20 protein-coding genes are annotated in these 23,079 nt (G+C 61.1%); 6 read left to right on the top strand and 14 right to left on the bottom strand.

Annotated elements, in window-relative coordinates:
* Nucleotides 1-18: 18 nt before the first annotated feature.
* The 6 genes from CAF77_RS20315 to CAF77_RS20345 form a co-directional block, all read right to left on the bottom strand.
* On the bottom strand, nt 19-324 hold the full coding sequence (locus tag CAF77_RS20315; RefSeq protein WP_011332799.1) for a DUF2282 domain-containing protein: 306 nt from the start codon (nt 322-324) through the stop codon (nt 19-21).
* A 157-nt stretch (nt 325-481) separates the two neighbouring features.
* Nucleotides 482-1,183 carry an ABC transporter ATP-binding protein gene (locus tag CAF77_RS20320; RefSeq protein ID WP_003222380.1) on the bottom strand — a complete coding sequence of 234 codons (702 nt, stop codon included), beginning with the start codon at nt 1,181-1,183 and terminating at the stop codon, nt 482-484.
* Nucleotides 1,184-1,951 carry a high-affinity branched-chain amino acid ABC transporter ATP-binding protein LivG gene (gene livG / locus CAF77_RS20325; protein ID WP_007959160.1) on the bottom strand — a complete coding sequence of 256 codons (768 nt, stop codon included), beginning with the start codon at nt 1,949-1,951 and terminating at the stop codon, nt 1,184-1,186.
* Nucleotides 1,948-3,204, bottom strand: coding sequence for a high-affinity branched-chain amino acid ABC transporter permease LivM (locus CAF77_RS20330; RefSeq protein ID WP_064382945.1), 1,257 nt, complete (start codon nt 3,202-3,204; stop codon nt 1,948-1,950). Before CAF77_RS20330 ends, livG begins: the two co-directional genes overlap by 4 nt.
* Nucleotides 3,201-4,124: a high-affinity branched-chain amino acid ABC transporter permease LivH gene (gene livH, locus CAF77_RS20335; protein WP_007959165.1), complete on the bottom strand. Its 924-nt coding sequence runs from the start codon at nt 4,122-4,124 to the stop codon at nt 3,201-3,203. Before livH ends, CAF77_RS20330 begins: the two co-directional genes overlap by 4 nt.
* Nucleotides 4,125-4,355: 231 nt before the next feature.
* Entirely contained in the window at nt 4,356-5,483 is a 1,128-nt protein-coding gene (locus CAF77_RS20345) for a branched-chain amino acid ABC transporter substrate-binding protein (RefSeq protein ID WP_064382946.1), read from the bottom strand.
* 351 nt (nt 5,484-5,834) lie between these two features.
* On the opposite strand from CAF77_RS20345, the gene CAF77_RS20350 reads away from it, so the two are divergent.
* Complete coding sequence (locus CAF77_RS20350) at nt 5,835-6,140, top strand: DUF2288 domain-containing protein (RefSeq protein WP_085655640.1); 306 nt, start codon at nt 5,835-5,837, stop codon at nt 6,138-6,140.
* Between the two features lie 333 nt (nt 6,141-6,473).
* On the opposite strand, the gene CAF77_RS20355 is transcribed toward CAF77_RS20350, so the two are convergent.
* Nucleotides 6,474-8,675: a hypothetical protein gene (locus CAF77_RS20355; protein WP_011332804.1), complete on the bottom strand. Its 2,202-nt coding sequence runs from the start codon at nt 8,673-8,675 to the stop codon at nt 6,474-6,476.
* A 197-nt stretch (nt 8,676-8,872) separates the two neighbouring features.
* Between CAF77_RS20355 and CAF77_RS20360 the strand changes: the two genes are divergently transcribed.
* Entirely contained in the window at nt 8,873-9,769 is an 897-nt protein-coding gene (locus CAF77_RS20360) for an NAD(P)-dependent oxidoreductase (protein WP_170929004.1), read from the top strand.
* Here CAF77_RS20360 and CAF77_RS20365 read toward each other — a convergent pair.
* A complete protein-coding gene (locus tag CAF77_RS20365; protein ID WP_085655641.1) occupies nt 9,660-11,942 on the bottom strand; it encodes a bifunctional diguanylate cyclase/phosphodiesterase in 2,283 nt (760 codons plus the stop codon). The two genes, CAF77_RS20360 and CAF77_RS20365, sit on opposite strands and share 110 nt — an antisense overlap.
* A 163-nt stretch (nt 11,943-12,105) precedes the next feature.
* Nucleotides 12,106-12,459, bottom strand: a complete 354-nt coding sequence (locus tag CAF77_RS20370) for a YkgJ family cysteine cluster protein (RefSeq protein ID WP_064382949.1) — start codon at nt 12,457-12,459, stop codon at nt 12,106-12,108.
* A 303-nt stretch (nt 12,460-12,762) separates the two neighbouring features.
* Between CAF77_RS20370 and CAF77_RS20375 the strand changes: the two genes are divergently transcribed.
* Nucleotides 12,763-14,112 (top strand): MFS transporter, encoded by a 1,350-nt coding sequence (locus CAF77_RS20375; protein WP_064382950.1) that lies wholly within the window; start codon nt 12,763-12,765, stop codon nt 14,110-14,112.
* Nucleotides 14,113-14,314: 202 nt separating this feature from the next.
* Here the strand turns inward: CAF77_RS20375 and rapA are convergent, their stop codons facing one another.
* Complete coding sequence (gene rapA, locus CAF77_RS20380; protein WP_064382951.1) at nt 14,315-17,161, bottom strand: RNA polymerase-associated protein RapA; 2,847 nt, start codon at nt 17,159-17,161, stop codon at nt 14,315-14,317.
* Between the two features lie 243 nt (nt 17,162-17,404).
* On the opposite strand from rapA, the gene CAF77_RS20385 reads away from it, so the two are divergent.
* Complete coding sequence (locus CAF77_RS20385) at nt 17,405-17,746, top strand: hypothetical protein (RefSeq protein ID WP_007959194.1); 342 nt, start codon at nt 17,405-17,407, stop codon at nt 17,744-17,746.
* Here CAF77_RS20385 and CAF77_RS20390 read toward each other — a convergent pair.
* The 3 genes from CAF77_RS20390 to CAF77_RS20400 all read right to left on the bottom strand — a co-directional run bounded on the left by CAF77_RS20390 (nt 17,716) and on the right by CAF77_RS20400 (nt 20,349).
* Nucleotides 17,716-18,927 (bottom strand): aminotransferase class V-fold PLP-dependent enzyme, encoded by a 1,212-nt coding sequence (locus CAF77_RS20390; protein ID WP_064382952.1) that lies wholly within the window; start codon nt 18,925-18,927, stop codon nt 17,716-17,718. The genes CAF77_RS20385 and CAF77_RS20390 overlap by 31 nt on opposite strands.
* Nucleotides 18,924-19,394: a RidA family protein gene (locus CAF77_RS20395; protein ID WP_064382953.1), complete on the bottom strand. Its 471-nt coding sequence runs from the start codon at nt 19,392-19,394 to the stop codon at nt 18,924-18,926. Before CAF77_RS20395 ends, CAF77_RS20390 begins: the two co-directional genes overlap by 4 nt.
* A gap of 88 nt (nt 19,395-19,482) precedes the next feature.
* On the bottom strand, nt 19,483-20,349 hold the full coding sequence (locus CAF77_RS20400; protein WP_064382954.1) for a LysR substrate-binding domain-containing protein: 867 nt from the start codon (nt 20,347-20,349) through the stop codon (nt 19,483-19,485).
* A 185-nt stretch (nt 20,350-20,534) separates the two neighbouring features.
* Between CAF77_RS20400 and CAF77_RS29380 the strand changes: the two genes are divergently transcribed.
* Nucleotides 20,535-20,696 (top strand): hypothetical protein, encoded by a 162-nt coding sequence (locus CAF77_RS29380; RefSeq protein WP_007959203.1) that lies wholly within the window; start codon nt 20,535-20,537, stop codon nt 20,694-20,696.
* 145 nt (nt 20,697-20,841) lie between these two features.
* Entirely contained in the window at nt 20,842-20,958 is a 117-nt protein-coding gene (gene ccoM / locus CAF77_RS29630; RefSeq protein ID WP_007959205.1) for a cytochrome c oxidase subunit CcoM, read from the top strand.
* Nucleotides 20,959-21,531: 573 nt separating this feature from the next.
* Here ccoM and CAF77_RS20405 read toward each other — a convergent pair.
* Nucleotides 21,532-23,007: an inorganic phosphate transporter gene (locus CAF77_RS20405; RefSeq protein ID WP_011332813.1), complete on the bottom strand. Its 1,476-nt coding sequence runs from the start codon at nt 23,005-23,007 to the stop codon at nt 21,532-21,534.
* Nucleotides 23,008-23,079 lie beyond the last annotated feature (72 nt).

Here is a 23,079-nt window from a genome sequence, read left to right on the forward strand (position 1 = left end):
ACTCGGGCGGCTCCCGGATCAGGACTTGGCTTTGAACGCTTCGAGCTGACCGAAACCGGTCGGCGAGGTTTTGCTTTCGGTGGTGGTGCAGGTGCCTTTCGGAACCAGTTTCCAGGCGTTGGCCTGATGATCCATTTTCGCGGTGCCGGCACAGGTGGTGCCCGCGCCTGCGGCGCAATCGTTCTTGCCTTTCATGGCCACGCCGAAGCATTTTTCCATGTTGTCGTCAGCGGCGTGGGCGGTGGAGACGGCAGCGATGCTCAGAGCGGAACCGAGGGCCAGAACCAGGGCGGTGGCGGACAGGGTGCGGGTGGTAGCAGTCATGATGTTTCTCCGGTTTGAACTTGGGTTTGAACAAGCGATTGCGCTTGCTTGCCCTACTAGAGAAACGACTTGGGGATGCGTTACAGCGATCAATAAAAGATTTTTTGCCGGGCACAAAAAAACGGCCCGAAGGCCGTTTTCTGTTTGAAGCGATCCATCAACCGCCGAGGTACGCCTCGCGTACTTTCGGGTCGGTCAGCAGCGCTTCACCGGTGCCTTGCATCACCACCCGGCCGTTCTCCAGAACGTACGCACGGTCAGCGATTTTCAGCGCCTGGTTGGCGTTCTGTTCGACCAGGAACACCGTCACACCGTCCTTGCGCAGTTGTTCGATGATGTCGAAGATCTGCTGGATGATGATCGGTGCCAGGCCCAGCGACGGCTCGTCGAGCAACAGCAGTTTGGGCTTGCTCATCAGCGCACGGCCGATGGCGAGCATTTGCTGTTCGCCGCCGGACATGGTGCCGCCGCGCTGGTTGAAGCGTTCTTTCAGGCGTGGGAAAAGTCCGAGAACCTTGTCCATCTGTTCCTGATAGTCGCCCTTGTCGGTGAAGAATCCGCCCATGGACAGATTTTCTTCGACGGTCAGACGGGCAAACACCCGACGCCCTTCCGGCACCACGGCGATGCTCTTGCGCATGATCTGCGACGAGTCCTGGCCGACCAGTTCCTCACCCATGTAGCGGATGCTGCCGCTGTGGGCCTGCGGCGAACCGCACAGCGTCATCAGCAGGGTGGACTTGCCGGCACCGTTGGCGCCGATCAGGGTCACGATCTCGCCCTGGCGGACTTCGACGTTGACGCTGTGCAGGGCCTGGATCTTGCCGTAGAAGGTGGAAACGTTTTCGAACTGCAGCATTTACGCTTCCCCCAGGTAGGCTTTGATCACTTCAGGATTGTCGCGGATCTGTTCCGGCGTACCGTCGGCCAGGGGCGTGCCCTGGTTGATCACGACGATGTGGTCGGAAATGCTCATGACCAGTTTCATGTCGTGTTCGATCAGCAGCACGGTCACGTTGTGCTCTTCACGCAGCACGCTGATCAGCGCCTTGAGGTCTTCGGTTTCTTTCGGGTTCAGGCCGGCGGCCGGTTCGTCGAGCATGAGGATCCGCGGACGGGTCATCATGCAGCGGGCGATTTCCAGGCGACGCTGCTGACCGTAGGCCAGGGTGCCGGCGGGGCGGTTGGCGAACTCTTTCAGGTTGACCTTTTCCAGCCAGTATTCGGCGAACTCCATGGCCTCGCGCTCGCTCTTGCGAAACGCCGGGGTCTTGAACAGGCCGGACAGGAAGTTGGTGTTCAGGTGACGGTGCTGGGCGATCAACAGGTTCTCGACCGCCGTCATGTCCTTGAACAACCGCACGTTCTGGAAGGTGCGCACTACGCCCTTGAGGGCGATCTTGTGGCCCGGCAGGCCGTGGATCGGCTCGCCGTCCAGCAGGATGCTGCCGCCCGACGGCTGGTAGAAACCGGTCAGGCAGTTGAACACGGTGGTCTTGCCGGCGCCGTTCGGCCCGATCAGTGCCACCACCTGTTTTTCCTTCACGGTCAGGGCCACGCCGTTGACCGCCAGCAGGCCGCCGAAGCGCATGCTCAGATTTTCGACTTTCAGGATCTCGCGGCTCATTTGCGCAGCTCCATGTGAGGACGTTGCATGGGCAGCAGACCTTGAGGTCGCCAGATCATCATCAGCACCATCAGGGCGCCGAACATCAACATGCGGTACTCACTGAACTCACGCATCATTTCCGGCAGCAGGATCATCACTACGGCCGCGAGAATCACGCCCAGCTGCGAGCCCATGCCACCCAGCACCACGATGGCGAGGATGATGGCGGACTCGATGAAGGTGAACGACTCCGGCGTCACCAGACCCTGACGGGCGGCGAAGAAGCTGCCGGCGAAACCGGCGAAGCTCGCGCCCAAGGTGAACGCCGACAGCTTGATCACGGTCGGGTTGAGACCCAGCGCGCGGCAGGCGATCTCATCTTCACGCAGCGCTTCCCACGCACGGCCGATCGGCATGCGCAGCAGGCGGTTGATGATGAACAGCGCAGCCAGCGCCAGCAGCAGGGCAACCAGGTACAGGAAGATCACCTTGTTGATCGAGTTGTATTCCAGGCCGAAATACTCGTGGAAGGTTTGCAGGCCTTCCGCAGCCTTGCGTTCGAAGGTCAGGCCGAAGAACGTCGGTTTCTCGATGTTGCTGATGCCGTTCGGGCCGCCGGTGATGTCGGTCAGGTTACGCAGGAACAGGCGGATGATTTCCCCGAAGCCGAGGGTCACGATCGCCAGGTAGTCACCGCGCAGACGCAACACCGGGAAGCCGAGCAGGAAGCCGAACGTCGCCGCCATCAGGCCGGCAATCGGCAGGCAGATCCAGAAGCTCAGGCCGTAGTAGTGCGACAGCAGCGCGTAGCTGTAGGCGCCGACGGCATAGAAGCCGACGTAACCCAGGTCGAGCAGACCGGCCAGACCGACCACGATGTTCAGGCCCAGGCCGAGCATCACGTAGATCAGGATCAGCGTCGCGATATCCACTGCGCCGCGGGAGCCGAAGAACGGCCACACCAGCGCACCGATGATCAGCGCGATGATGAAGTAACGCTGGGTGGTCGGCAGGGTCAGGAAGTTGCTGGCCTTGGCCGGGATCAGCGGCATGCCCGGCGACGAACGCCACGCCTTGCTGATCTGCTGGTTGAACAGCACCCGCAGGAACATCAGCACCGAGCAGATCGCGATGGTCGCCAGAATGGCCGGGCTGGTGTTGTGCACTTCCAGGTTGATACCGACGATGGTCAGTTTCAGACCCAGTACCGGATAGGCCACGGCCCAGACCAGCAAGGCGCTGAACAGCGCCTGTTTAAGATTCCTAGTCATACTTTCTCAACCTCCGGACGGCCCAGAATGCCGGTCGGACGGAACAACAGCACCAGAACCAACAAGCCGAACGCCACGACGTCCTTGTACTGGTCGCCGAAGATATCGGCGCCAAAGGCTTCCGCCACCCCGAGCACCAGCCCGCCGAGCATGGCGCCGGGGATGCTGCCGATTCCGCCCAGTACCGCGGCGGTGAAGGCCTTGAGGCCGACCAGGAAACCGGCGTTCGGGTTGATCACGCCGTATTGCATGCTCAGCAGCACGGCCGCGACGGCCGCCAGCGCAGCACCGATGACGAAGGTCAGGGCGATGATGTTGTTGGTGTTGATGCCCAGCAGGTTGGCCATCTTGATGTCTTCGGCGCAGGCGCGGCAGGCGCGGCCCAGGCGAGAGCGGGAGATGAACAGCGTGAGGCCGAGCATGGCGATCAGGGTCACCACGAACACCACGATTTGCATGTAGGAAATCAGCACTTCATGTGCGCCACCCGGGCCGAAGGCGAAGTTGCCCGGAATCAGGTTGGGGATTGCTTTGTCCTTGGAGTCTTGCGCCAGCAGAACCGTGTTCTGCAGGAAGATCGACATACCGATCGCGGAAATCAGCGGGATCAGACGGTTGCTGCCGCGCAACGGGCGGTAGGCAATGCGTTCGATGCTGTAACCGTAGGAACTGGTGACAACGATGCTGGCGATGAACGCCACGGTCATCAACAGCGGGACGCTTTCGAGTCCCATCATGGTCAGCCCGGCGATGGCGATGAACGCCACGTAGGAACCGATCATGTACACCTCGCCGTGGGCGAAGTTGATCATTCCAATGATGCCGTAGACCATCGTGTAGCCGATGGCGATCAGGGCATACATGCTGCCAACGTTCAAGCCGTTAACCAGCTGTTGGAAGAAGTGATAGATGTCAGGCATTACAGCGCTCCTAAAAACCTGATACGCATTTCACTGGTGGAGTCATTTTCCCGCCCGGTCCCGTGGATCTTTATCCACTTCGAATCCGGGTTTTGCCAGCGAACCGCTGATGACGGTTTTGAGATTTTCAGGTGGGGAGACTGGCGGATCACGCCAGCGCGGCCCAATACATTCGTAAAACAAAGCCCACGGCACGCCGTGGGCTTTATTGGCAGTCAGTCAGGCAGCGCCTTACTGAGGCGACACTTCGGTTTTAGGTTTGCCGTTGTGCCACTCGTAGACCACGAATTTGAAGTCCTTCAGGTCGCCCTTGGCGTCGAAGCTCAGGTCGCCGGTCGGGGTCTTGAAGGTGCCGGCGTGGATGGCTTCAGCCACTTTGGCAGGGTCTTCGGACTTGGCCGCAGCGATACCGCCGACAATCACTTCAACTGCCGAGTAGGACGGGAACACGAACGGACCGCTCGGGTCTTCTTTCTTGGCCTTGAATGCATCGGCCAGGGCCACGTTGGCCGGATCCTGGTCGAAGGACTTCGGCAGGGTCACCAGCAGGCCTTCGGACGCGTCCTTGGCGATCTGGGTGATCGAGTCGTTACCCACGCCTTCCGGACCCATGAACTTGGCCTTCAGGCCTTTTTCCTGGGCTTGACGCAGGATCAGGCCCAGCTCCGGGTGGTAGCCGCCGTAGTAGACGAAATCGACGTTGGCTTGCTTGAGCTTGGCGATGATCGCGGAGAAGTCCTTGTCGCCGGCGTTGACGCCTTCGAACACGGCAACCTTGGTGCCTTTCTTCTCAAGGGTGGATTTGACGGCGGTGGCGATGCCTTCACCGTACTGCTGCTTGTCGTGCAGCACGCCGACGATTTTCGGCTTCACGTGATCGGCGATGTAGTTACCGGCGGCAGGGCCTTGGGCGCTGTCCAGACCGATGGTGCGGAACACCATTTTGTAACCACGGTTGGTGATGTCCGGGCTGGTGGCAGCCGGGGTGATCATGATCACGCCTTCGTCTTCGTAGATGTCCGAAGCAGGCTGGGTAGAGCTGGAGCACAGGTGACCGACCACGAACTTGACGCCGTCGTTGACGACCTTGTTCGCAACCGCTACCGCTTGTTTCGGATCGCAGGCGTCATCGTATTCAACGGCTTCGAGCTTCTTGCCGTCGACGCCGCCCTTGGCGTTGATCTGTTCGATGGCCATTTTCGCGCCACTGAACTGCATGTCGCCGTACTGGGCTACTGGACCGGTTTTAGGGCCGGCGATACCGATCTTGATGGTGTCAGCTGCGAACGAATGGCTGGCAACCCCGGCCAGAACCATAGCGGCAAACAGTTTGGAAATCTGCTTAGTAGCCTTAGTCATAGTGCTCCACTCTTACTGTTGTATTTTTTTAGAGTCCTGACGCCGTAGCAGCAGAACCGGGACAGATATCTAGGCGATACCCTCCGGAAAAGCCCCCGGCAACTGTACCGGTACAGTGTAGAGCGCCGGTTGTTGGCCTGGGAAGCTGGCGCCAGGGGGCAAAACCTGAGGGTGTCGCTTTAATGAAAGAAAAAGACAGAATTGCGGCGGGACGTTCAGAGGGCTTATGCCCAATCATCAGCATTCCTTGGCGTTCCTGCTCTTTTCGTTCGGTACGACCTTTTGCAACCGGGTTTTTCTGCCGAACCACCGACGTTATCATTCGCGCCGATTTCTTTTCCGGACAGCCCCATGAATCAAGAACCTAGCACCCTCTATGCCAAGCTGCTTGGTGAAACCGCATCTATTACCTGGAAAGAGCTGGAGCGCTTCTACGCCCAGGGTGCCCTATTGTGGGTCGACCCCGGTCTGGATTTGATCGCGGTCGCCGAGGCCGTGGCGTCGGATCAGGGCGAGAAAGTCGCCGCCTGGCTGGCCGAAGACAAGGTCGCCAAGCTGTCTGAAACGCGGGCGCTGGATATTTTCGAGCGTGATCCCGAGATGTGGGCGGTGGTGGTCCGGCCATGGATCCTGGTCCAGGAAAGGGCAGCGGCCTGACGGGTTGCACCTTGTTGGTGCGAGTGCATGTCGGCAAAAAGTGTGTAGCGGAGTAGCGTGATGGCACGTTGCCGTAGAGAAATGCCACAAGCATGGGTGGCATAACGGTGACGTAAACGTAACGGGCACAGTTTAGTAAGCAGCCTAACGGCTGCTTAATTGTTTCGGGATGTTGGAAAGGCTGAAATCTTCAGTGAATTTCGGGGCCTCATCGCTGGCAAGTCGAATCGTCGCACCGCAGCTCCCACAGGGTTCAAGTGAACACGAATATTGTGGACACCACGAAAACTGTGGGAGCTCTCTTGCCAGCGATGGGGGCGACCCGGTCTTCGATCAGACCGAGTAAGACTTGCCAGTATGGTTATTGAGGGAAATAACCTTGGTCTTGCCTATCCGGTGACGGTAGATCTCGCGCAGGTACTTGATCGACTTCTTCACGCAATCGCGCGACAGGCGAATGTCATTGATCGAGACAAACTTCTCTTTGTCGTTGATCAGTTCGCGGTACTTCTTCTCGTACATCGGCTTGATCGCGTACCAGTTGGTATCGAGGATCTTCGCCGGGTTCTCGAATTCGTTGAGCAGGTCGTCGATGCGGTCTTCGTCGAACTCTTCCTGGATGATGAAATCGAGGATCGAGTTGTCCAGGGTCTCGTCAAAACGGTATGGGGTTTTGGCGAAGCAACGCTTGATGAACGCCACGATCAGCGTCAGGAAGTCGTCCGACAGGCACGGGCTCTTGGCGATCAGGGTGGTCAGCGACAAGTTGGCGGACGCACCGATCACCAGCGCGTAGCGCTTGAGCGTGGTGTTGGGGAACAGGCTGTTGAGGTGGGTCTTCAACCGGTTCAGGTCCATGTATGACAGCTTGTAGTCTTTCGGCAGCGAAACGATCGAGACCACCGACGAGCAGTTCTTGAAGAAGTGCAGGTCATGCAGCGCGGCCGCGTCGTAACCGGAATTCTTGTACTGCTCGAGCGACGCGCGATAGCGCTTGGACTCGATCGGCAGCAGGCTGATGCCTTCGATGGCCTGGGTCACTTTGTTGAAGTGCGGCAGGTCGATCGAGCGGAAGAACAGGTCGTCGATGTTCAGACGCTGCGGCTCTTTGTCGAACACCTTGAACTTGTCGCTGCTTGGCGGCGGGGTTTCCGGCACTACCGATTCTGCATAGGCAATCGCCACCGGGCCGGCCAGGCTCATGAACAGGTCGTTGGCGTCCAGGCGAATGGTCTCGCCGATGTCGATCCCGGCGCGACGGAAATAGTTCTGGTCGTAGTCGGTCGTAACCGCCTGGGCCGTCAGAATGTTGAAGATCTGCTGCGAGATGTACTGGTTGGCGTGCTTCTCCATCGCGTTGACATCAATGTTCTGGATGTTGCCGTCATCGCTCTCTTCGGCGTAACGCATGATGTCGTTGGAGATCAGCATCATCGCGTTCCATGGGCGAATACGGCCCATGACGCTGGCTTCGCTGCTGTCTTCATTGGCGAAGTTGTACGAGAAATCCCATTCTTCCGAGAGGTATTTGCACAGCAGGCGACCGGCGTTGATGTGCAGCGCCTCGGACATTTCGCTGCGGTGGTCGGAAATGTTCGGCAGCACGCAGATGCCGCTGGTGAAGATCGGCTCGAACACGAACGAATGACCGCTCTTGCCGTCGTGCTCGTCCATCGGCTTGGTGTCGAACGTCTTGTTCATGTACGAGTGCTGCTGGGCCAGGCCGAATTCCGAGGCCATGCCCGAACCGGTACCGCCGCCGGCACTGAAGATCGAGAAATACAGGCGCGACTGGTTGGCCTTGATGCCGCAGCTGTCGATCAGGTACGAGTGGATCATTTTCCAGTCAGGGCTGGAGAAGCGCTGGGTGTCCTTGTTCAGGATGATCTTCGCCAGATACTGGCCGAGAATAGGTGCGTTACCGGCACCACCGGCGTGGACTTCCGACAAGTCCATGATCTTCATCTTGCTGTAGTCGCGCAGGAAACCGCTCTTTTCGCCCTTGCGCGAGAAGCGGATACGCCCGGCAATGTCCTTGTCCAGGTCGCCGAGCATCACCAGCGGTTCTACCAGGAACACCGGTTTGGTCGACTTGTTCGGGCCGATCCGCAGATTCTGCTTGATCCACTGGGCCGGGCTGTAGCCTTTGTCGGAGGCCAGGCGACGGTCAGCCGCGCGATCCTCGTTGTTGAATTCGTTGAGGTAGAACTTGCGCGCGTTGTACACCAGCTCCGCCACGTCGAGGGCGATGTTGGAGCCGCAGCGACCGAGGCCGATCAGGCACACCGACGGGAATTCCTGATCGTTGTGCTGTTCGTTGTCGCCTTCCAGGTGCGGCGGGCGCGGGAACACCAGGTCACGCAAGCCATCGAGGTTGTCGAGGATGCGGTCGGTGTTGGTTTCGGTGAAGTACAGGTATTGCTGGGTGCCCAGCGGGCGCGAGGGGGGCAATGGCTTCATCGGGGCAGGGCTGTTCGCCGCAGGGCTCAGAGTCAGATCGGATACCGCAGTGGCCGGATTGTTTTTAGAAGTCATTGAGCGCCATCTACCTGGACTGGTTGGTTCAACGACCGCTGTCGTCGAACCTCACGGAATGGGAATCTCGCGTCTTTTTTCTGCGCGTATTTGGCCCGTGCGTCAGGGGTATGGCCTGAGTGCCGCGCGGGGGAATCCTTTCCTGATTGATGATGGATCGGCCATTATTCGGCGATCTTTAATCAAAAGGAGGCTAAATGATGTCAACGCGACCTTCGTTGGGTTTTGCCGGAATCGGCCTGATGGGCCTGCCGATGTGCCGCCGTCTGCTGGCCGCCGGTTACCCGCTGACCGTGTGGAACCGCAACCCGGCCAAGTGCGCGCCGCTGGTCGAGGCCGGCGCCCGGCAGGTGGCGACCCCCGCTGAACTCTGTGCACAGGCTGACGTGGTGATGCTGTGCCTGGCGGACACGGCGGTGGTGCGCGAGGTGGTGTTCGGTCCGGCCGGCGTGGCCGAAGGGGCGAAACCCGGTCAGTTGCTGGTGGATTTTTCCAGCCTCGAACCTACGGCGACCCGTGAGATGGCGGCTGAACTGGCCGACAAGACAGGCATGGCCTGGCTCGATTCGCCGGTGTCCGGCGGAGTGGTCGGGGCCGAGGCCGGCAGTCTGGCGATCATGGTGGGCGGTGATGCAGCGGATCTTGATCGCGTGCGACCGGTATTGCTCGAACTCGGGCAGCGCGTCACGCACATGGGCGGCGTCGGCGCCGGTCAGGTGACCAAGGCCTGCAATCAGATGATCGTCGCCTGCAACGCCCTGGTGATCGCCGAAGTGGTGGCGCTGGCCGAGCAGGCCGGGGTTGATGCCAGCCTGATCGCCGAGGCGCTGGCCGGTGGCTTTGCCGATTCCAGACCGCTGCAGATCCTCGCCCCACAAATGGCCGAAAGCCGTTTCGAGCCGGTGAAGTGGCACGTGCGCACGCTGCTGAAAGATCTGGATACCGCAGTGAAGTTTTCCCGGGAAACCGGCTCGGCCACGCCAATCAGCGGATTGGCCGCACAACTGATGCGCCTGCATGGGGCACAAGGTTTTTTGCAGAAGGATCCAGCGACACTGGTGCAAATGTACCGCGAGCCAGACTCAGCGGATTGACCGTGTGCGCGTGTTTGCGCTGGTTGATTTCCTCCAGCACCGGGCGCAGTTCGGCCAGTGGCACCGGGCGGCTGAGCAGGTAACCCTGAATGAAGTCGCAGCCCGAGCGCTCGAGGAATTCGTATTGCTCCAGGCTTTCGACGCCTTCGGTGACCACCTGCAAGTGCAGGGTGTGCGCCATGACGATGATCGCCTGGACGATCTCCATGTCGGCGGTGGCCTTGGGAATGTCGAGGATGAACGAGCGGTCGACCTTGAGTGTGTTGAGCGGCAGGCGCTTGAGGTAGGCCAGCGACGAATAGCCGGTGCCGAAGTCGTCGATCGACAGTGACACGCCGAGGGCGCGGATCTGTCGCAACAACACCAGGGTGTTGGCGATGTTGCCCATCAAGGCGTTTTCGGTGACTTCCAGTTCCAGCCGTTCAGGCGCGACCCCGGCGCTGCGCAAGGCATGCTCGATTTCATTGGCCAGTTCTTCCCGGGCCAGATTCAGCGGTGAGCAGTTCCAGGCAATCTTCAGCTCTTCACAGCCATGGCGCGACAGCTCGCCAAGGTCCTCACAGGCCTTGCGCAGGACCCAGTTGTCGAGCTCGGCAATCAGCCCGTTGTTTTCGGCGATGGCGATGAATCGATCCGGGGTGAGCAGGCCGTGCACCGGGTGCTGCCAGCGGATCAGCGCTTCGAGCTTGGTGACCTTGCCGGTCTTGAGTTCGAAGATCGGCTGGTAATACAGCAACAGACCGTTCTCCTGACGCAGAGCGTGGCGCAGTTCTTCTTCCAGTTGCAGTTCGAGGCTGGCGCGGTTCTTCAGGTTGGAATCGAAAAAATGCACGCCGTTGCGCCCGGCGCCCTTGGACTGATACAGCGCCAGATCCGCGTGCTTGAGCAGTTCATCGCAGGTGGAGCCGTCCTCGGGAAACAGGCTGATGCCGATGCTGGTGGTCATCACCATGCGTCGTCCGGCGAGTTCGATCGGCTCTTTCATCTTGAGCATGATGCGCTGGGCCAGGTTGCGCGCCTCTTCACGGTCGCGCAGACCGATCAGGATACAGAACTCGTCGCCGCCGAACCGCGCCACCACATCTTCATGGCTGCGCACCGAGCCCTTGATGTGCTGGGCAATGACTTTGAGCAGTTCGTCGCCGGCGTCATGGCCGAGGCTGTCGTTGATGCGTTTGAAGTGGTCGATGTCGAGAAACATCACTGCCAGCATCCCGCCTTCGCTGGTTTTCTGGCTGAGTTTTTCAGCGAAGATCTGATTGAAGCCACGCCGGTTGATCAGGTTGGTCAGAGCATCGTAGTTGGCCACGTGCTGCAGCGACATGCGTGCCTGATCGAGCTGACTGAGCAGGGCGTTGACCCGGCGCAGATCGTGCTCCTTGTTCTGCAGCTTCTTGTCGGCCAATGCGGCGCTGATGGCGCTGCCAAGAATCAGCAAGGTGATCAGCGCGACGGTCAGGCCCAACTGCAAATGGCTGGTTTGCGACGCCAGCGTCGGCAGTTGCCCTTCGGGCAGCACCAGTTGCAGCGCCGCCATGCCGGTGAAATGCATGCTGAGGATGCCCGCACCGAGAATCAGCGCCGCCACGTATTTGAGCATCTGGATGTGCAGGCCACTGCCTTCGCGCAGATAACCGGCCACCCACAGTGCGGCGAAGCTGGCGCCGATCGCGATCACGATCGAGGCCAGAAACAGAGTGGGGTCGTAGTAAGCCGAGGCGGCGGATTCGATGGCGGCCATGCCGACGTAGTGCATGCCGGCGATGCCCAGACCAATGACGATGGCGGTCTTGAGGTACTGCAGCAGGCTCGGCTGGGGCGTGCTCAGGGTATGCATCGCCAGCCAGGACGCCAGTAGCGCGATCACCAGGGAAAACAGGGTCACGGGCAGGTCGTACTGAATGCCGATCGGCGCCTGGAACGCCAGCATGCTGATGAAGTGCATGGCCCAGATGCCGCCGGCCAGACAGGTGGCACCGATCCAGCGCCATATCCGCTGCGAGCCGGGCTCTTCAGCGTGGGCGACCCGTTCGGCCATGTCGAGGGTGGCGAAACTCGCGGCGCAGGCGACCAGGTAGGCCACCAGCACCAGCAGGGGATTGTGTGTGCAATTGAGGATGACCTGCCCGCTCTCCGGCTGCTCGGCAACAAACTGCAAACCAAGCCACTCCATAGCATGCCCCGTTTCTGAGTGCGTCCTTACTGCGTCATCAACGCAGGCGAATGTTTGCAGTATAGAGGCGGTTTTTAGCGTGCAAGCGGTAGTGGCACATTGGTGCTAATGATTTTGGCATTAGTGTCATAGCGTTTGGCGCTAAGCGTTGAAACATCTGAACTCAGGCGACTTCGTTCCAGTGCGGTTGCAGCGGCGGCAGGCCGAAACGGGCACGGGCCTTGTCGCAGTCGGTGTTCTGTTCGCCGTTTTCCCACGAGGCTTCAAATTCGCGGCAGGGGCTGGAACGCTTGTCGTAGATCGTGCAGCTCACGGCTTTTCCGACTTCGCCCTCCAGCGCGGTACAGCGCGGCGCCTTGCGGTCGGTACCGATCATCGCGACCCGGCTGGGCGTGATCTGAGTGACCAGTTCATCGGGCACGGTCCCGCCGGAGGATGCGCATTCACCCCAGAAAAAAGAAACACGAAAATGGGAACAGCAGGCACCGCAATTCAGACACGGACTGACTTCGGACATGGGCGGGGGTATCAAAGGGATTGATCGGCAGGATCCGGACGGATCCGGCGGCCATTCTAGGCTTTGCCACGGCGTTGGGAAGGGGGGCGAGAAAGTATTTTTTCATTGCCGGATTTTTCCGCAAAACCCCCGGTTTTCGGGGGATTCGAAGCATTTCAAGGGCTTACGTTTCGTTACACGGCCATGGCCCGTCATCAGGCTTGCGAATGATCACAGACAGCCCCGACGAGCGTGACTAGATTGCAGGTTCCGGGCTCGGATGCGTTGGCAGTGAAGCCCCAATAACAATAAAGAGACGGACCCATGCAGAACTCGACCCAAGCGGCGAATGCCTGGCGCATTCTGTTCCTGCTGTTCCTTGCCAACCTGTTCAACTTCTTCGATCGCACCATCCCGGCGATCATCATCGAGCCGATCCGCATGGAATGGCACCTCAGCGACTTTCAGCTGGGGATCGTCGGCACTGCGTTCACTCTGGTCTACGCAATTGCCGGGCTACCACTGGGGCGCATGGCTGACACCGGTTCGCGCAGCAAACTGATGGGCTGGGGCCTGGCGACCTGGAGCGCGCTGACGGCGGTCAACGGTCTGGTCGGCAGTTTCTGGAGTTTTCTGCTGGTGCGCATGGGCATCGGCATCGGTGAAGCCAGTTACGCGCCCGCCGCCAACTCGCTGATCGGCGACCTGTTCCCGGCCCATCGCCGGGCCCGGGCCATGGGCATTTTCATGCTCGGCCTGCCGCTGGGGCTGCTGCTGGCCTTCTTCACCATCGGCTGGATGGTCAAGGCGTTCGACAGCTGGCGCGCGCCGTTCTTCATCGCCGCCGTGCCGGGGCTGGTGCTGGCGGTGTTCATGTTCTTCATCAAGGAACCCAAGCGCGGCGCGGCGGAAACCGTGCAGGTGTCCCAGGAGAAAGTCGACAGGCCGATTCGCCGCGTCCTCGCCATTCCGACCTTCCTGTGGCTGGTGATGGCCGGATTGTGCTTCAACTTTGCGACCTACGCCTGCAACTCGTTCCTGGTGCCGATGCTGCAGCGTTATTTCCTGATGCCGTTGCAGGAAGCGGCGGTGGCGACCGGGGTAATCGTCGGTGTGACCGGGCTGATCGGCCTGACCCTCGGCGGCTGGATAGCCGACAAGATTCACCAACGGGTGGCCAACGGGCGACTGCTGTTTGCCGCGTTCAGCCTGATCATCTCGACCCTGTGCACGGCGTGGGCGCTGCATGCCGGGCGCATCGAGATCGGGGTGTTTGTCGCAGTGTTCAGCGTTGGCTGGCTGTTCGCCTACAACTTCTACACCTGCGTGTATACGGCGATTCAGGACGTGGTCGAGCCACGCCTGCGGGCCACGGCGATGGCGCTGTTCTTTGCCGGGTTGTATTTGCTCGGCGGTGGTCTGGGGCCGGTGGTGGTCGGCGGTTTGTCGGATCACTTCGCCAAGTCGGCGATGGCCTCGGCGGGCGCCGAGCAGATGACCGAGGCGTTCAAGGCCGTCGGTCTGCATGATGCGATGTACCTGATCCCGGTGGCGCTGTTCCTGACCATGGTGTTCCTGTTCCTCGCCTCGCGCTGTTTTGTGCGGGATGCGAAGCGGATGAAGGACGGGCTGGTGGCGGTGGTTGAGCCGCAGAGTCAGGCCGTTACCGCTTGATGACCTGCATCGCCTGATCGTTCCCACGCTCTGCGTGGGAATGCAGCCCGGGACGCTCTGCGTCCCATTCGAGAGCTGGAACGCGGAGCGTCCCTTGAGGCATTCCCACGCGGAGCGTGGGAACGATCGGCGGGGGGACAGGCAAACAAAAAGGCCCGCATCACTGCGGGCCTTTTCGTTTTTGGCGATGGAGCAGGACGGTCTAACCCGCCACCAGCACCCGGATCGCTTCCAGTCGCAGCGCTGCCTTGTTGAGCATTGCCAGACCTTGTTCGCGCTGCTTGCGCAGGGCATCCAGTTCGCTGTCGCGTACGGTCGGGTTGATCGCCTGCAACGCGGTCAGGCGTGCCAGTTCTTCGTCGGTGTCGGCTGCCAGACGGCGGCGGGCCTCGGCCACACGCTCGGCGTGACGCGGAGTGACCTTGTCTTCACCGGCGTTGATCCGTGGCGTCAGCTGATCGCGCTGGGCCTGGATGAACTTGTTGGCGCTGGCGCGCGGCACGCTTTCCAGTTGATCGTTGAGGGTTTCGAACGCCACGCGCGACGACAGGTCGTTGCCGTTGGCGTCGAGCAGGCAGCGCAGTGCGGCCGGCGGCAGGTAGCGGCCCAATTGCAGCGAACGCGGGGCAACCACTTCGCTGACGTAGAGCAATTCCAGCAAAACAGTGCCTGGCTTGAGCGCCTTGTTCTTGATCAGCGCAACGGCGGTGTTGCCCATCGAACCGGACAGCACCAGGTCCATGCCGCCCTGCACCATCGGGTGTTCCCAGGTGATGAACTGCATGTCTTCGCGCGACAGCGCCTGGTTACGGTCGTAGGTGATGGTCACACCTTCGTCGTCGCCCAGCGGGAAGCTGGCGTCGAGCATCTTCTCGCTCGGCTTGAGGATCAGGGCGTTTTCCGAATGGTCTTCGCTGTCGATGCCGAAGGCGTCGAACAGGGTTTCCATGTAGATCGGCAGGGCGAACTGGTCGTCCTGCTCGAGGATGGCCTCGACCAGCGCCTCACCTTCGCCGGCGCCGCCGGAGTTGAGCTCCAGCAGACGGTCGCGACCGGTGTGCAGCTCGGCTTCCAGACGTTCGCGCTCGGTGCGCGCCTCGTCGATCAGCGCTTGCCACTCGCCATCGTCGGCTTCTTCAAGCAGCGGCAGCAGGCGCGGGCCGAACTGATGCTGCAAGGCGTTGCCGGTCGGGCAGGTGTTGAGGAACGCGTTCAGCGCTTCGTGGTACCACTGGAACAGGCGCTCTTGCGGGCTGGTTTCCAGGTACGGCACGTGCAGTTCGATGATGTGCTTCTGGCCGATCCGGTCGAGACGACCGATCCGCTGTTCCAGCAGGTCCGGGTGCGACGGCAGATCGAACAGCACCAGGTGGTGGGCGAACTGGAAGTTGCGACCTTCACTGCCGATTTCCGAGCAGATCAGCACCTGCGCGCCGAACTCTTCGTCGGCGAAGTAGGCGGCGGCGCGGTCACGCTCGAGGATGTTCATGCCTTCGTGGAACACCGTGGCCGGGATGCCGGAGCGCACGCGCAGGGCGTCTTCCAGGTCCATCGCGGTTTCGGCGTGGGCGCAGATCACCAGCACTTTGGTGCGCTTGAGCATTTTCAGCTGGTCGATCAGCCACTCGACGCGCGGGTCGAATTTCCACCAGCGTTCTTCTTCGCTGGCGTCCGGCTGGGCCTGGAAGCTGACTTCCGGGTACAGCTCGGCGTGTTCGCCCAGCGGCAGTTCGAGGTATTCGTCCGGGCACGGCAGCGGGTACGGGTGCAGCTTGCGCTCCGGGAAGCCCTGCACGGCGGCGCGGGTATTACGGAACAGCACGCGGCCGGTGCCGTGGCGGTCGAGCAGTTCACGCACGAGGCGGGCGCTGGCTTCGGTGTCGCCATCGTTGACGGCGGTGAGCAGGGCTTCACCTTCGTTGCCGAGGAAACCGTGGATGGTCTTGTGCGCGGCCGGCGACAGGCGCCCCTTGTCCAGCAGCTCCTGAACGGCTTCGGCCACCGGGCGATAGTTTTCGCTCTCGGCGCGGAAGGCGGCCAGGTCATGGAAACGGTTCGGGTCGAGCAGGCGCAGACGGGCGAAGTGGCTGTCCTGACCGAGTTGTTCCGGGGTGGCGGTGAGCAGCAGCACGCCGGGAATGACCTCGGCCAGCTGTTCAACCAGCGAATATTCCGGGCTGACTTTGTCTTCGTGCCACACCAAGTGGTGGGCTTCGTCGACCACCATCAGGTCCCAACCGGCAGCGAACAGGGCGTCCTGCGCCTTTTCATCGTCGACCAGCCACTCCAGTGCCACCAGGGCCAGTTGGGTGTCTTCGAACGGGTTGGTGGCATCGCTTTCGATGAAGCGTTCTTCGTCGAACAGCGCGACCTGCAGGTTGAAGCGGCGGCGCATTTCCACCAGCCATTGGTGCTGGAGGTTTTCCGGCACCAGGATCAGCACGCGGTTGGCGCGGCCCGACAGCAGCTGGCGATGGATCACCAGACCGGCTTCGATGGTCTTGCCCAGACCCACTTCGTCTGCCAGCAATACGCGCGGCGCGATGCGGTCGGCGACTTCACGGGCAATGTGCAACTGGTGGGCGATCGGTTGTGCGCGCACGCCGCCCAGGCCCCAGAGCGAAGACTGCAACTGGCGGCTGGTGTGTTCCAGGGTGTGATAACGCAGGGAGAACCACGCCAGCGGGTCGATCTGGCCGGCGAACAGACGGTCGCTGGCCAGACGGAACTGAATGAAGTTCGACAGTTGGGTTTCCGGCAGGGTGACCGCTTCGTTCTGCGCGTTGAGGCCGTGGTAGACCATCAGGCCGTCGACGTCGTCGACCTGCTGGACAGTCATCTTCCAGCCTTCGAAGTGAGTGATCGAATCGCCCGGCGAGAACCGCACGCGGGTGAGGGGCGCATTCCGTAGCGCGTACTGGCGAGTTTCGCCAGTGGCCGGGTAAAGCACGGTCAACAAGCGGCCGTCCTGTGCCAGAACGGTGCCTAAACCAAGCTCTGCTTCGCTGTCACTGATCCAGCGTTGCCCCGGTTGATACTGCTGCGCCATGCTGCCTGACTCCCACCTTGAAAAAGCGGGCTATCTTAACGGAATGAGGGCTCGAGGCCAAAGGATAAGGAGCCTCGGCCCGGCTTTTAACCGCAATCGGCCAATTGCAGGGAAGATTAGGTCATGCATCGGTTTTACGGGATGTTGCGGCACCCCTGAGTGCCAAACCGGTCACAAGTTTGCGACCGATGGCTCAAGGCCCCCCTGGCGCCGCCGATAACCTGCTGACAGGAGACCCTTCATATGCTGCCACCGATGCTCCCCCTGAGCGCCGTGCCGATCACCTCCCAGCAGGATCCGATCCGCCAGCGACCGGATATTCCCCCTGTGGTGCCGGTGCAGGAAAGCTCCAACGAAAGCACCATCGACCTGCAAAAGCGCGACCCGGAAGAGGACGGCTATCTGCTGCGCGAAGAGCAGCGCCGCCAGCAGGAACGCGATCGCCGGCGCCGCGAAGCCGACGACGACCCGGAAGCGCACCTTGCCGTGCCCGGCACCGAATTGAATGCCGACAACACCGTTCCGGTGGCGCCGCTGATGGAAGATCAGCCACGTCAGGGGCTTTGGGTCGACATCGAAATCTGAGGCCGGGTTGCCAGCTCCATCAAATTTTCCAGCAGCACGTCGATCTCTTCTTGTGTGTTCAAGTAACTCACCGAGACCCGCGCGATATTCGTCAGCCCGCGCGCCTGCATGTCCAGCGGAGTGTAGGCCACGCCATTGGCGCCGATGTTGATTCGTCGTTCGGCCAATGTCTGTTTGAGCGCAACACTGTCCCAGCCTTCCAGCGTGAAGGCGATCAGCCCGGATTGTTGATTGGCCGCGCCAAGATTCCGCAGCGTCAGGCCGGGAATCGCCTTCAGGCGTTGGCGCAGTCCATTGCTCAGGTGTGCGATGCGTTGGCGGATCGCGAACGCGCCGAGGCGATTGTGCTCCTCCAGCGCATTGGCCAGCCCGGCCAGTAGCGCCAGCGACACCTCGCTAGTTTCAAAGCGGCGGGCGTCGTCACGCAGGGTAAAGCGCTTGCCATCCCAGGGCGCCGACAATACATCGCGGTGCACGGGGAGCAGTCGTTGCAGAAATTGCGCCCGGATGTACATCAACGCCGTGCCGCGCGGCCCGCGCAGGAACTTGCGTCCGGCACCCTTGAGCACGTCGCACTGCAAGTCTTGAACATCGCAAGGCAACTGCCCCAGCGCCTGACCGGCATCGATGAAATAAGGGATGCCGTGACGCCGCGCCACGCTGCCGATCTGCGCGGCGGGGTTGATCAGGCCACCGTTGGCCGGCAGCCAGGTCAGGGCGATCAGGCGGACCTGGCCGTCGATCATCTGCGCCAGGGCTTGCGGGTCGACTGCCCCGTGGGCGTCACAAGGAATCACTTCGAGCCGCGCGCCGGCCTTCACCGCTTCGGCCATGCACGCCAGATTGCCGGCCCATTCATGGCGGCCCACCAGAATCCGCTCGCCGGGCTGCCACGGCCCCAGCGCGTTGAACGCCTGGCTCCAGGCCGCCGAGCCGCTGCTGGCGAAGGCGACATCCTCGGGTTCAGCGTTGAGCAGGGCGGCGGCCGCGTTGCGCGCGCGTTCCTGTACCCGGTTGTCCGCCGCTTCCATTGGCCCGCCGAGCGCTTCGCGTTGCAGCTGTTCGATCACTGCATTGAGGGTGGCCTGGCTTGGCAGCGAGGCGCCGGCGTGGTTGAAGTGGAACACCTGAGCGCAACCGGGGGTGACGGCGCGCAGGCGCGAGAGGTCATCGTTGTTCACGGCTTGAGCTCGAAGATCGCGTCGATTTCCACCGCAACGCCGGCCGGCAGGCTCGCCACGCCGACCGCGGTGCGCACGTGTCGGCCCTTGTCGCCGAGGGCGTTGACCAGCAGGTTCGAGGCGCCGTTGGCGACGGCGCCCTGAGCCTTGAAGTCCGGCGTGGCGGCCACGAACACCCCGAGGCGCAGGATGCGCACCAGTTTCGACAGGTCATCGCCCAGCGCATGGCTCAACTGGGCGAGCAGGCCCAGGGCAGCCAGTTCAGCGGCTTTAACTCCTTCCTCGTCGGAAATCGCTTCGCCCAGACGCCCGATGAACGCAGGTTTGCCGTCGAGCAATGGAATCTGCCCGGAGATGAACAACTGATTCTGGCTGAGCACATGGTTGACGTAATTGGCGATCGGCTGGCTCGGTTCGGGCAGGCGCAGGCCGAGTTGTTGCACACTTTGGCTGAGGGAATCGGTCATGGGAAGTCCTCCTGAGTGAGGGCTTCAGCATGTTGGCGCGAGCGGAGGGCGACAAACGGATAGATTTAATCCGACGCATCCAAAAAACTCATGCGTTGGCCGTTTCCTCCAGCCACTCGCAGAAACTTTGCACTGCCGGCGTGGGCGGGCGTTGCGGGGTGACCAGCCAATAACCGATCTCGCCGAGCATCGGCGGCGTGTCGAAGGCTGGCACCAACGCGCCGTCCTTGATCCGCCGTTCGATCATTCGTTGACGGCCCATGGCAATGCCCTGACCAGCGACGGCCGCTTCGACGACGATGTTGTAGTCGTGCAGCATGACGCTGGGCACATGAGCCAGATCGATGCCGCTGTTTTGCTGCCAGTCGATCCATTCAAATGGCTGGCGCGATTTGGCCATCAGCAACGGTCCGTTGCTCACGCCCTTGGCCTTGAAGGCCGGGCTGCATACCGGCATCAGGGTTTCGCCCATGAACCGGCGGGCCTCGACTTTCGGCCAGCCGCCCTTGCCGTAGCGGATCGCCAGATCCACCTCGCCTGCGTCGACGTCGGCCAGTTGCACGGCGGGCAGCAGTTCGACATGGATGTTCGGGTATTTCGCGTTGAAATCCGCCAGACGCGGTGCCAGCCACAGGGTCGCGAAAGAGGCGAGCAGACCGATGCGCAGGTTGGTGGGGCGTTCGCCGCGCAGGTGGAGGGTGGCGGCGGCAATCGCAGCGAGGGCCGGTTCGATCTGCCGGTAGTAATGTTCGCCGGCGGGTGTCAGATCAATCGCCCGGGTGCGGCGCACGAACAGTCGCTGATCGAGGAATTCTTCGAGTTTGTGCACCTGATGGCTGATCGCGCTTTGGGTCACCGACAGCTCATCGGCAGCCTTGATGAAACTCAAATGGCGGGCCACGGCCTCGAAGGCGCGCAAGGCCATCAGCGGTGGCAGATCCTGATGCAGGGGCACGGCGCAGATCCTTCGGGTTCAGGGCGAGGTGCCGATTGTGCGGGCAAATCCGGTGGGCGGTACATGAATTGTTGTAGAGCGTTCAGGTCAGTGGCTGGTCAGCGCTTGCGTCAGGCCGCATTATTGGCGCAGTCCTGTCGGAGATCCGGCAGTTGTGATTCAGTCCAAGCGATGCACCGAACGCCATGAGCCAAGACGACAAGCTGATTGACCTCAACACCGAACGCGCCAAGCGGGTGCATGACCTCAACGAGAAGCGCCTGAATGAAGTTCGCCAGGCTTTCGAGCAGGCCATGCCTTTGGGTAAACCGAAGAAAAAGCCGAAAAACAAACCGAAAAAGCGTTGATCTCCTCTGCATCCGTTGATGCAGGTCAGTTATTTTCCCTCCTTTCTTCTGCGTATTGACCGGCATTGATCCCGGTCAATTCCTGCGCCTGCCTGATTGGTTAACTTAGCTCCATCGCAGCAGAGCAGGGGCCAGGAGGCCAGTCATGTTTTTCGATAACGTGGTGTTTGCCGGGGTCCTGACTGTGGGGCTGATGGTTCTGTTTTTTGCAGGGTTTGGATTTTTTATCTGGAAGGATGCGAACAAGCGCAAGAAGCCTTGATTCTTCCGGGTTTGATGAGCACGCAAGGCATTTTGGGCAACTTCGGTTGCCCTTTTTTTTGTCTTCTTGGCGGCCTTTGGGCCGACCATGCTCTTGGAGTTTTGGGTGAATATCCGTTTCTGCGGGTGTTGCCGCTGGCGGTTCCGCTCTTACAGCGGCTCACTTTTCCAAACGCCGAAAAGTAAGCAAAAGGCTGGGCCCCTGCGTTCGGCGCCTCGCTGAGGCTCGGCGTTCCTTCGTTCCGGGATTCATCCGGGGGCATCGCCTACGGTTTGCTTCGCTGCACCTCCTCTCGATGCATGCGGCTTCGCCGCACGGTCGCTGCGCTCCCACCCCCGGATAAATCCCTCCACTCAGCCTTCCGAAGGGGCCGGCACGTCAAAAGCTTTACTCGAGCTAACGCTCATCGTGTTGAGTGGTGGAAGCAAAGGCAAAGGCAAGCGTGGGATGTTGATTTGATCGTTCCCACGCTCTGCGTGGGAATGCAGCCCGGGACGCTCTGCGTCCCATTTCTGAAGGCAACAAAAAAGGCGTGATCCTTTCGAATCACGCCTTCTTCATTACAGCGGTCTATCAGCTCCCCAGCGCCTTCGACGCCAGCCAGAACAGGCCGGCCGACAGGGCCACGGTGGCCGGCAGGGTCAGGACCCAGGCCAGCAGGATGGTTTTCACCGTGCCGCCTTGCAGGCCGCTTTTGTTGGCGACCATGGTGCCGGCCACGCCCGAGGAGAGGACGTGGGTGGTGGACACCGGCAGGCTGAAGATGTTGGCCATGCCGATCAGGCTGGCGGTGGTGATCTGGGCCGACATGCCTTGGGAATAGGTCATGCCTTGCTTGCCGATCTTCTCACCGATGGTCAGTACCACGCGTTTCCAACCGACCATGGTGCCCAGGCCCAGGGCCAGCGCTACCGCCAGAATCACCCAGAACGGGGCGTATTCGGTGGTGGTGGTCAGGTCTTTGCGCAGTTTGTCCAGGTCGGCTTTTTCACGAGCGGCGAGGCCTGGCAGTTTGCTGACTTTCTTCGCGGTGTCGTCCAGGCAGAGTAGGTAGCGACGCACTTCGATGCGGCTTTCAGCGGACAGCGAGTGGTAGTCAGCTACACCTTTGAGCGTGTCGAGCAGGGCGGCGATGGTCGGTTCGGTCTGTTGCGGGTTGCAACGGAATTTCTCCGGCAGGTCGCCTTCCACGCTTTTGCCCAGGGCCAGGAATTCGCCCAGGGTATCGGCGTTGCGCTTGTAGAACTGGCTCAGGTGCAGGGTCGCGTCGCGAGTGCGTTCGATCTGGTAGGTGGTGCTGTTCAGGTCGAGTACGAACTGCGCAGGCACGATACCGATCAGTACCAGCATGATCAGGCCGATACCTTTCTGGCCGTCGTTGGAGCCGTGCACGAAGCTCACGGCCATGGCCGAGATCACCAGGACCAGACGGTTCCAGAACGGTGGGTGCTTCTTGTCGTCGATCTTGCGGCGCTGTTCCGGCGTCTTGTGCATCTTCGACAGCGGGCGCCACCATTTCAGGCCGATCAGCACCAGTGCGGCGATCAGGAAGCCGGCCATCGGCGAGAACACCAGCGAGGCGCCAATGTCGATCGCTTTCTGCCAGTTGACCCCGTCGGCCAATGGGATTTCGTTGATCAGGGCGTTGGCCAGGCCGACACCGAGGATCGAGCCGATCAGTGTGTGCGAACTGGAGGCCGGGATACCGAAGTACCAGGTGCCCAGGTTCCAGGCGATCGCGGCGGCGAGCAGCGAGAACACCATTGCCAGACCATGGCCGGTGTTCACGTTGATCAACAGTTCTACCGGCAGCAGGTGCACGATGGCATACGCCACGCCAACGCCGCCCAGCAATACGCCGAGGAAGTTGAACACGCCCGAGAAGAACACCGCCAGGTGAGGCGGCATCGCTTTGGTGTAGATAACAGTGGCTACCGCGTTAGCGGTGTCATGAAATCCATTGATGAACTCGAAGGCGAGGACAAATGTCAGGGCGAGCAGGAGGCTCACAAGCACCCAGGCATCCAGTCCGCTGAATAAATCGATCATGAAGGTTTTCTGACCCGGTCATAAGGGGGCGCGATTATGCCAGAAAAGACTGGAAATCGATCCCCTACCTGC

This window comes from Pseudomonas sp. R15(2017) (assembly GCF_002112685.1).
Taxonomy (GTDB): domain Bacteria; phylum Pseudomonadota; class Gammaproteobacteria; order Pseudomonadales; family Pseudomonadaceae; genus Aquipseudomonas; species Aquipseudomonas glycinae.

Coding starts and splice junctions, on each gene's coding strand:
- CAF77_RS20405 (WP_011332813.1), bottom strand. CDS start 23,007: ATGATCGATTTATTCAGCGGACTGGATGCCTGGGTGCTTGTGAGCCTC.
- CAF77_RS20345 (WP_064382946.1), bottom strand. CDS start 5,483: ATGACTAAGGCTACTAAGCAGATTTCCAAACTGTTTGCCGCTATGGTT.
- CAF77_RS20330 (WP_064382945.1), bottom strand. CDS start 3,204: ATGACTAGGAATCTTAAACAGGCGCTGTTCAGCGCCTTGCTGGTCTGG.
- CAF77_RS20375 (WP_064382950.1), top strand. CDS start 12,763: ATGCAGAACTCGACCCAAGCGGCGAATGCCTGGCGCATTCTGTTCCTG.
- CAF77_RS20320 (WP_003222380.1), bottom strand. CDS start 1,183: ATGCTGCAGTTCGAAAACGTTTCCACCTTCTACGGCAAGATCCAGGCC.
- rapA (WP_064382951.1), bottom strand. CDS start 17,161: ATGGCGCAGCAGTATCAACCGGGGCAACGCTGGATCAGTGACAGCGAA.
- livG (WP_007959160.1), bottom strand. CDS start 1,951: ATGAGCCGCGAGATCCTGAAAGTCGAAAATCTGAGCATGCGCTTCGGC.
- CAF77_RS20370 (WP_064382949.1), bottom strand. CDS start 12,459: ATGTCCGAAGTCAGTCCGTGTCTGAATTGCGGTGCCTGCTGTTCCCAT.
- CAF77_RS29380 (WP_007959203.1), top strand. CDS start 20,535: ATGAGCCAAGACGACAAGCTGATTGACCTCAACACCGAACGCGCCAAG.
- ccoM (WP_007959205.1), top strand. CDS start 20,842: ATGTTTTTCGATAACGTGGTGTTTGCCGGGGTCCTGACTGTGGGGCTG.
- CAF77_RS20315 (WP_011332799.1), bottom strand. CDS start 324: ATGACTGCTACCACCCGCACCCTGTCCGCCACCGCCCTGGTTCTGGCC.
- livH (WP_007959165.1), bottom strand. CDS start 4,124: ATGCCTGACATCTATCACTTCTTCCAACAGCTGGTTAACGGCTTGAAC.
- CAF77_RS20360 (WP_170929004.1), top strand. CDS start 8,873: ATGATGTCAACGCGACCTTCGTTGGGTTTTGCCGGAATCGGCCTGATG.
- CAF77_RS20365 (WP_085655641.1), bottom strand. CDS start 11,942: ATGGAGTGGCTTGGTTTGCAGTTTGTTGCCGAGCAGCCGGAGAGCGGG.
- CAF77_RS20355 (WP_011332804.1), bottom strand. CDS start 8,675: ATGACTTCTAAAAACAATCCGGCCACTGCGGTATCCGATCTGACTCTG.
- CAF77_RS20350 (WP_085655640.1), top strand. CDS start 5,835: ATGAATCAAGAACCTAGCACCCTCTATGCCAAGCTGCTTGGTGAAACC.
- CAF77_RS20385 (WP_007959194.1), top strand. CDS start 17,405: ATGCTGCCACCGATGCTCCCCCTGAGCGCCGTGCCGATCACCTCCCAG.
- CAF77_RS20395 (WP_064382953.1), bottom strand. CDS start 19,394: ATGACCGATTCCCTCAGCCAAAGTGTGCAACAACTCGGCCTGCGCCTG.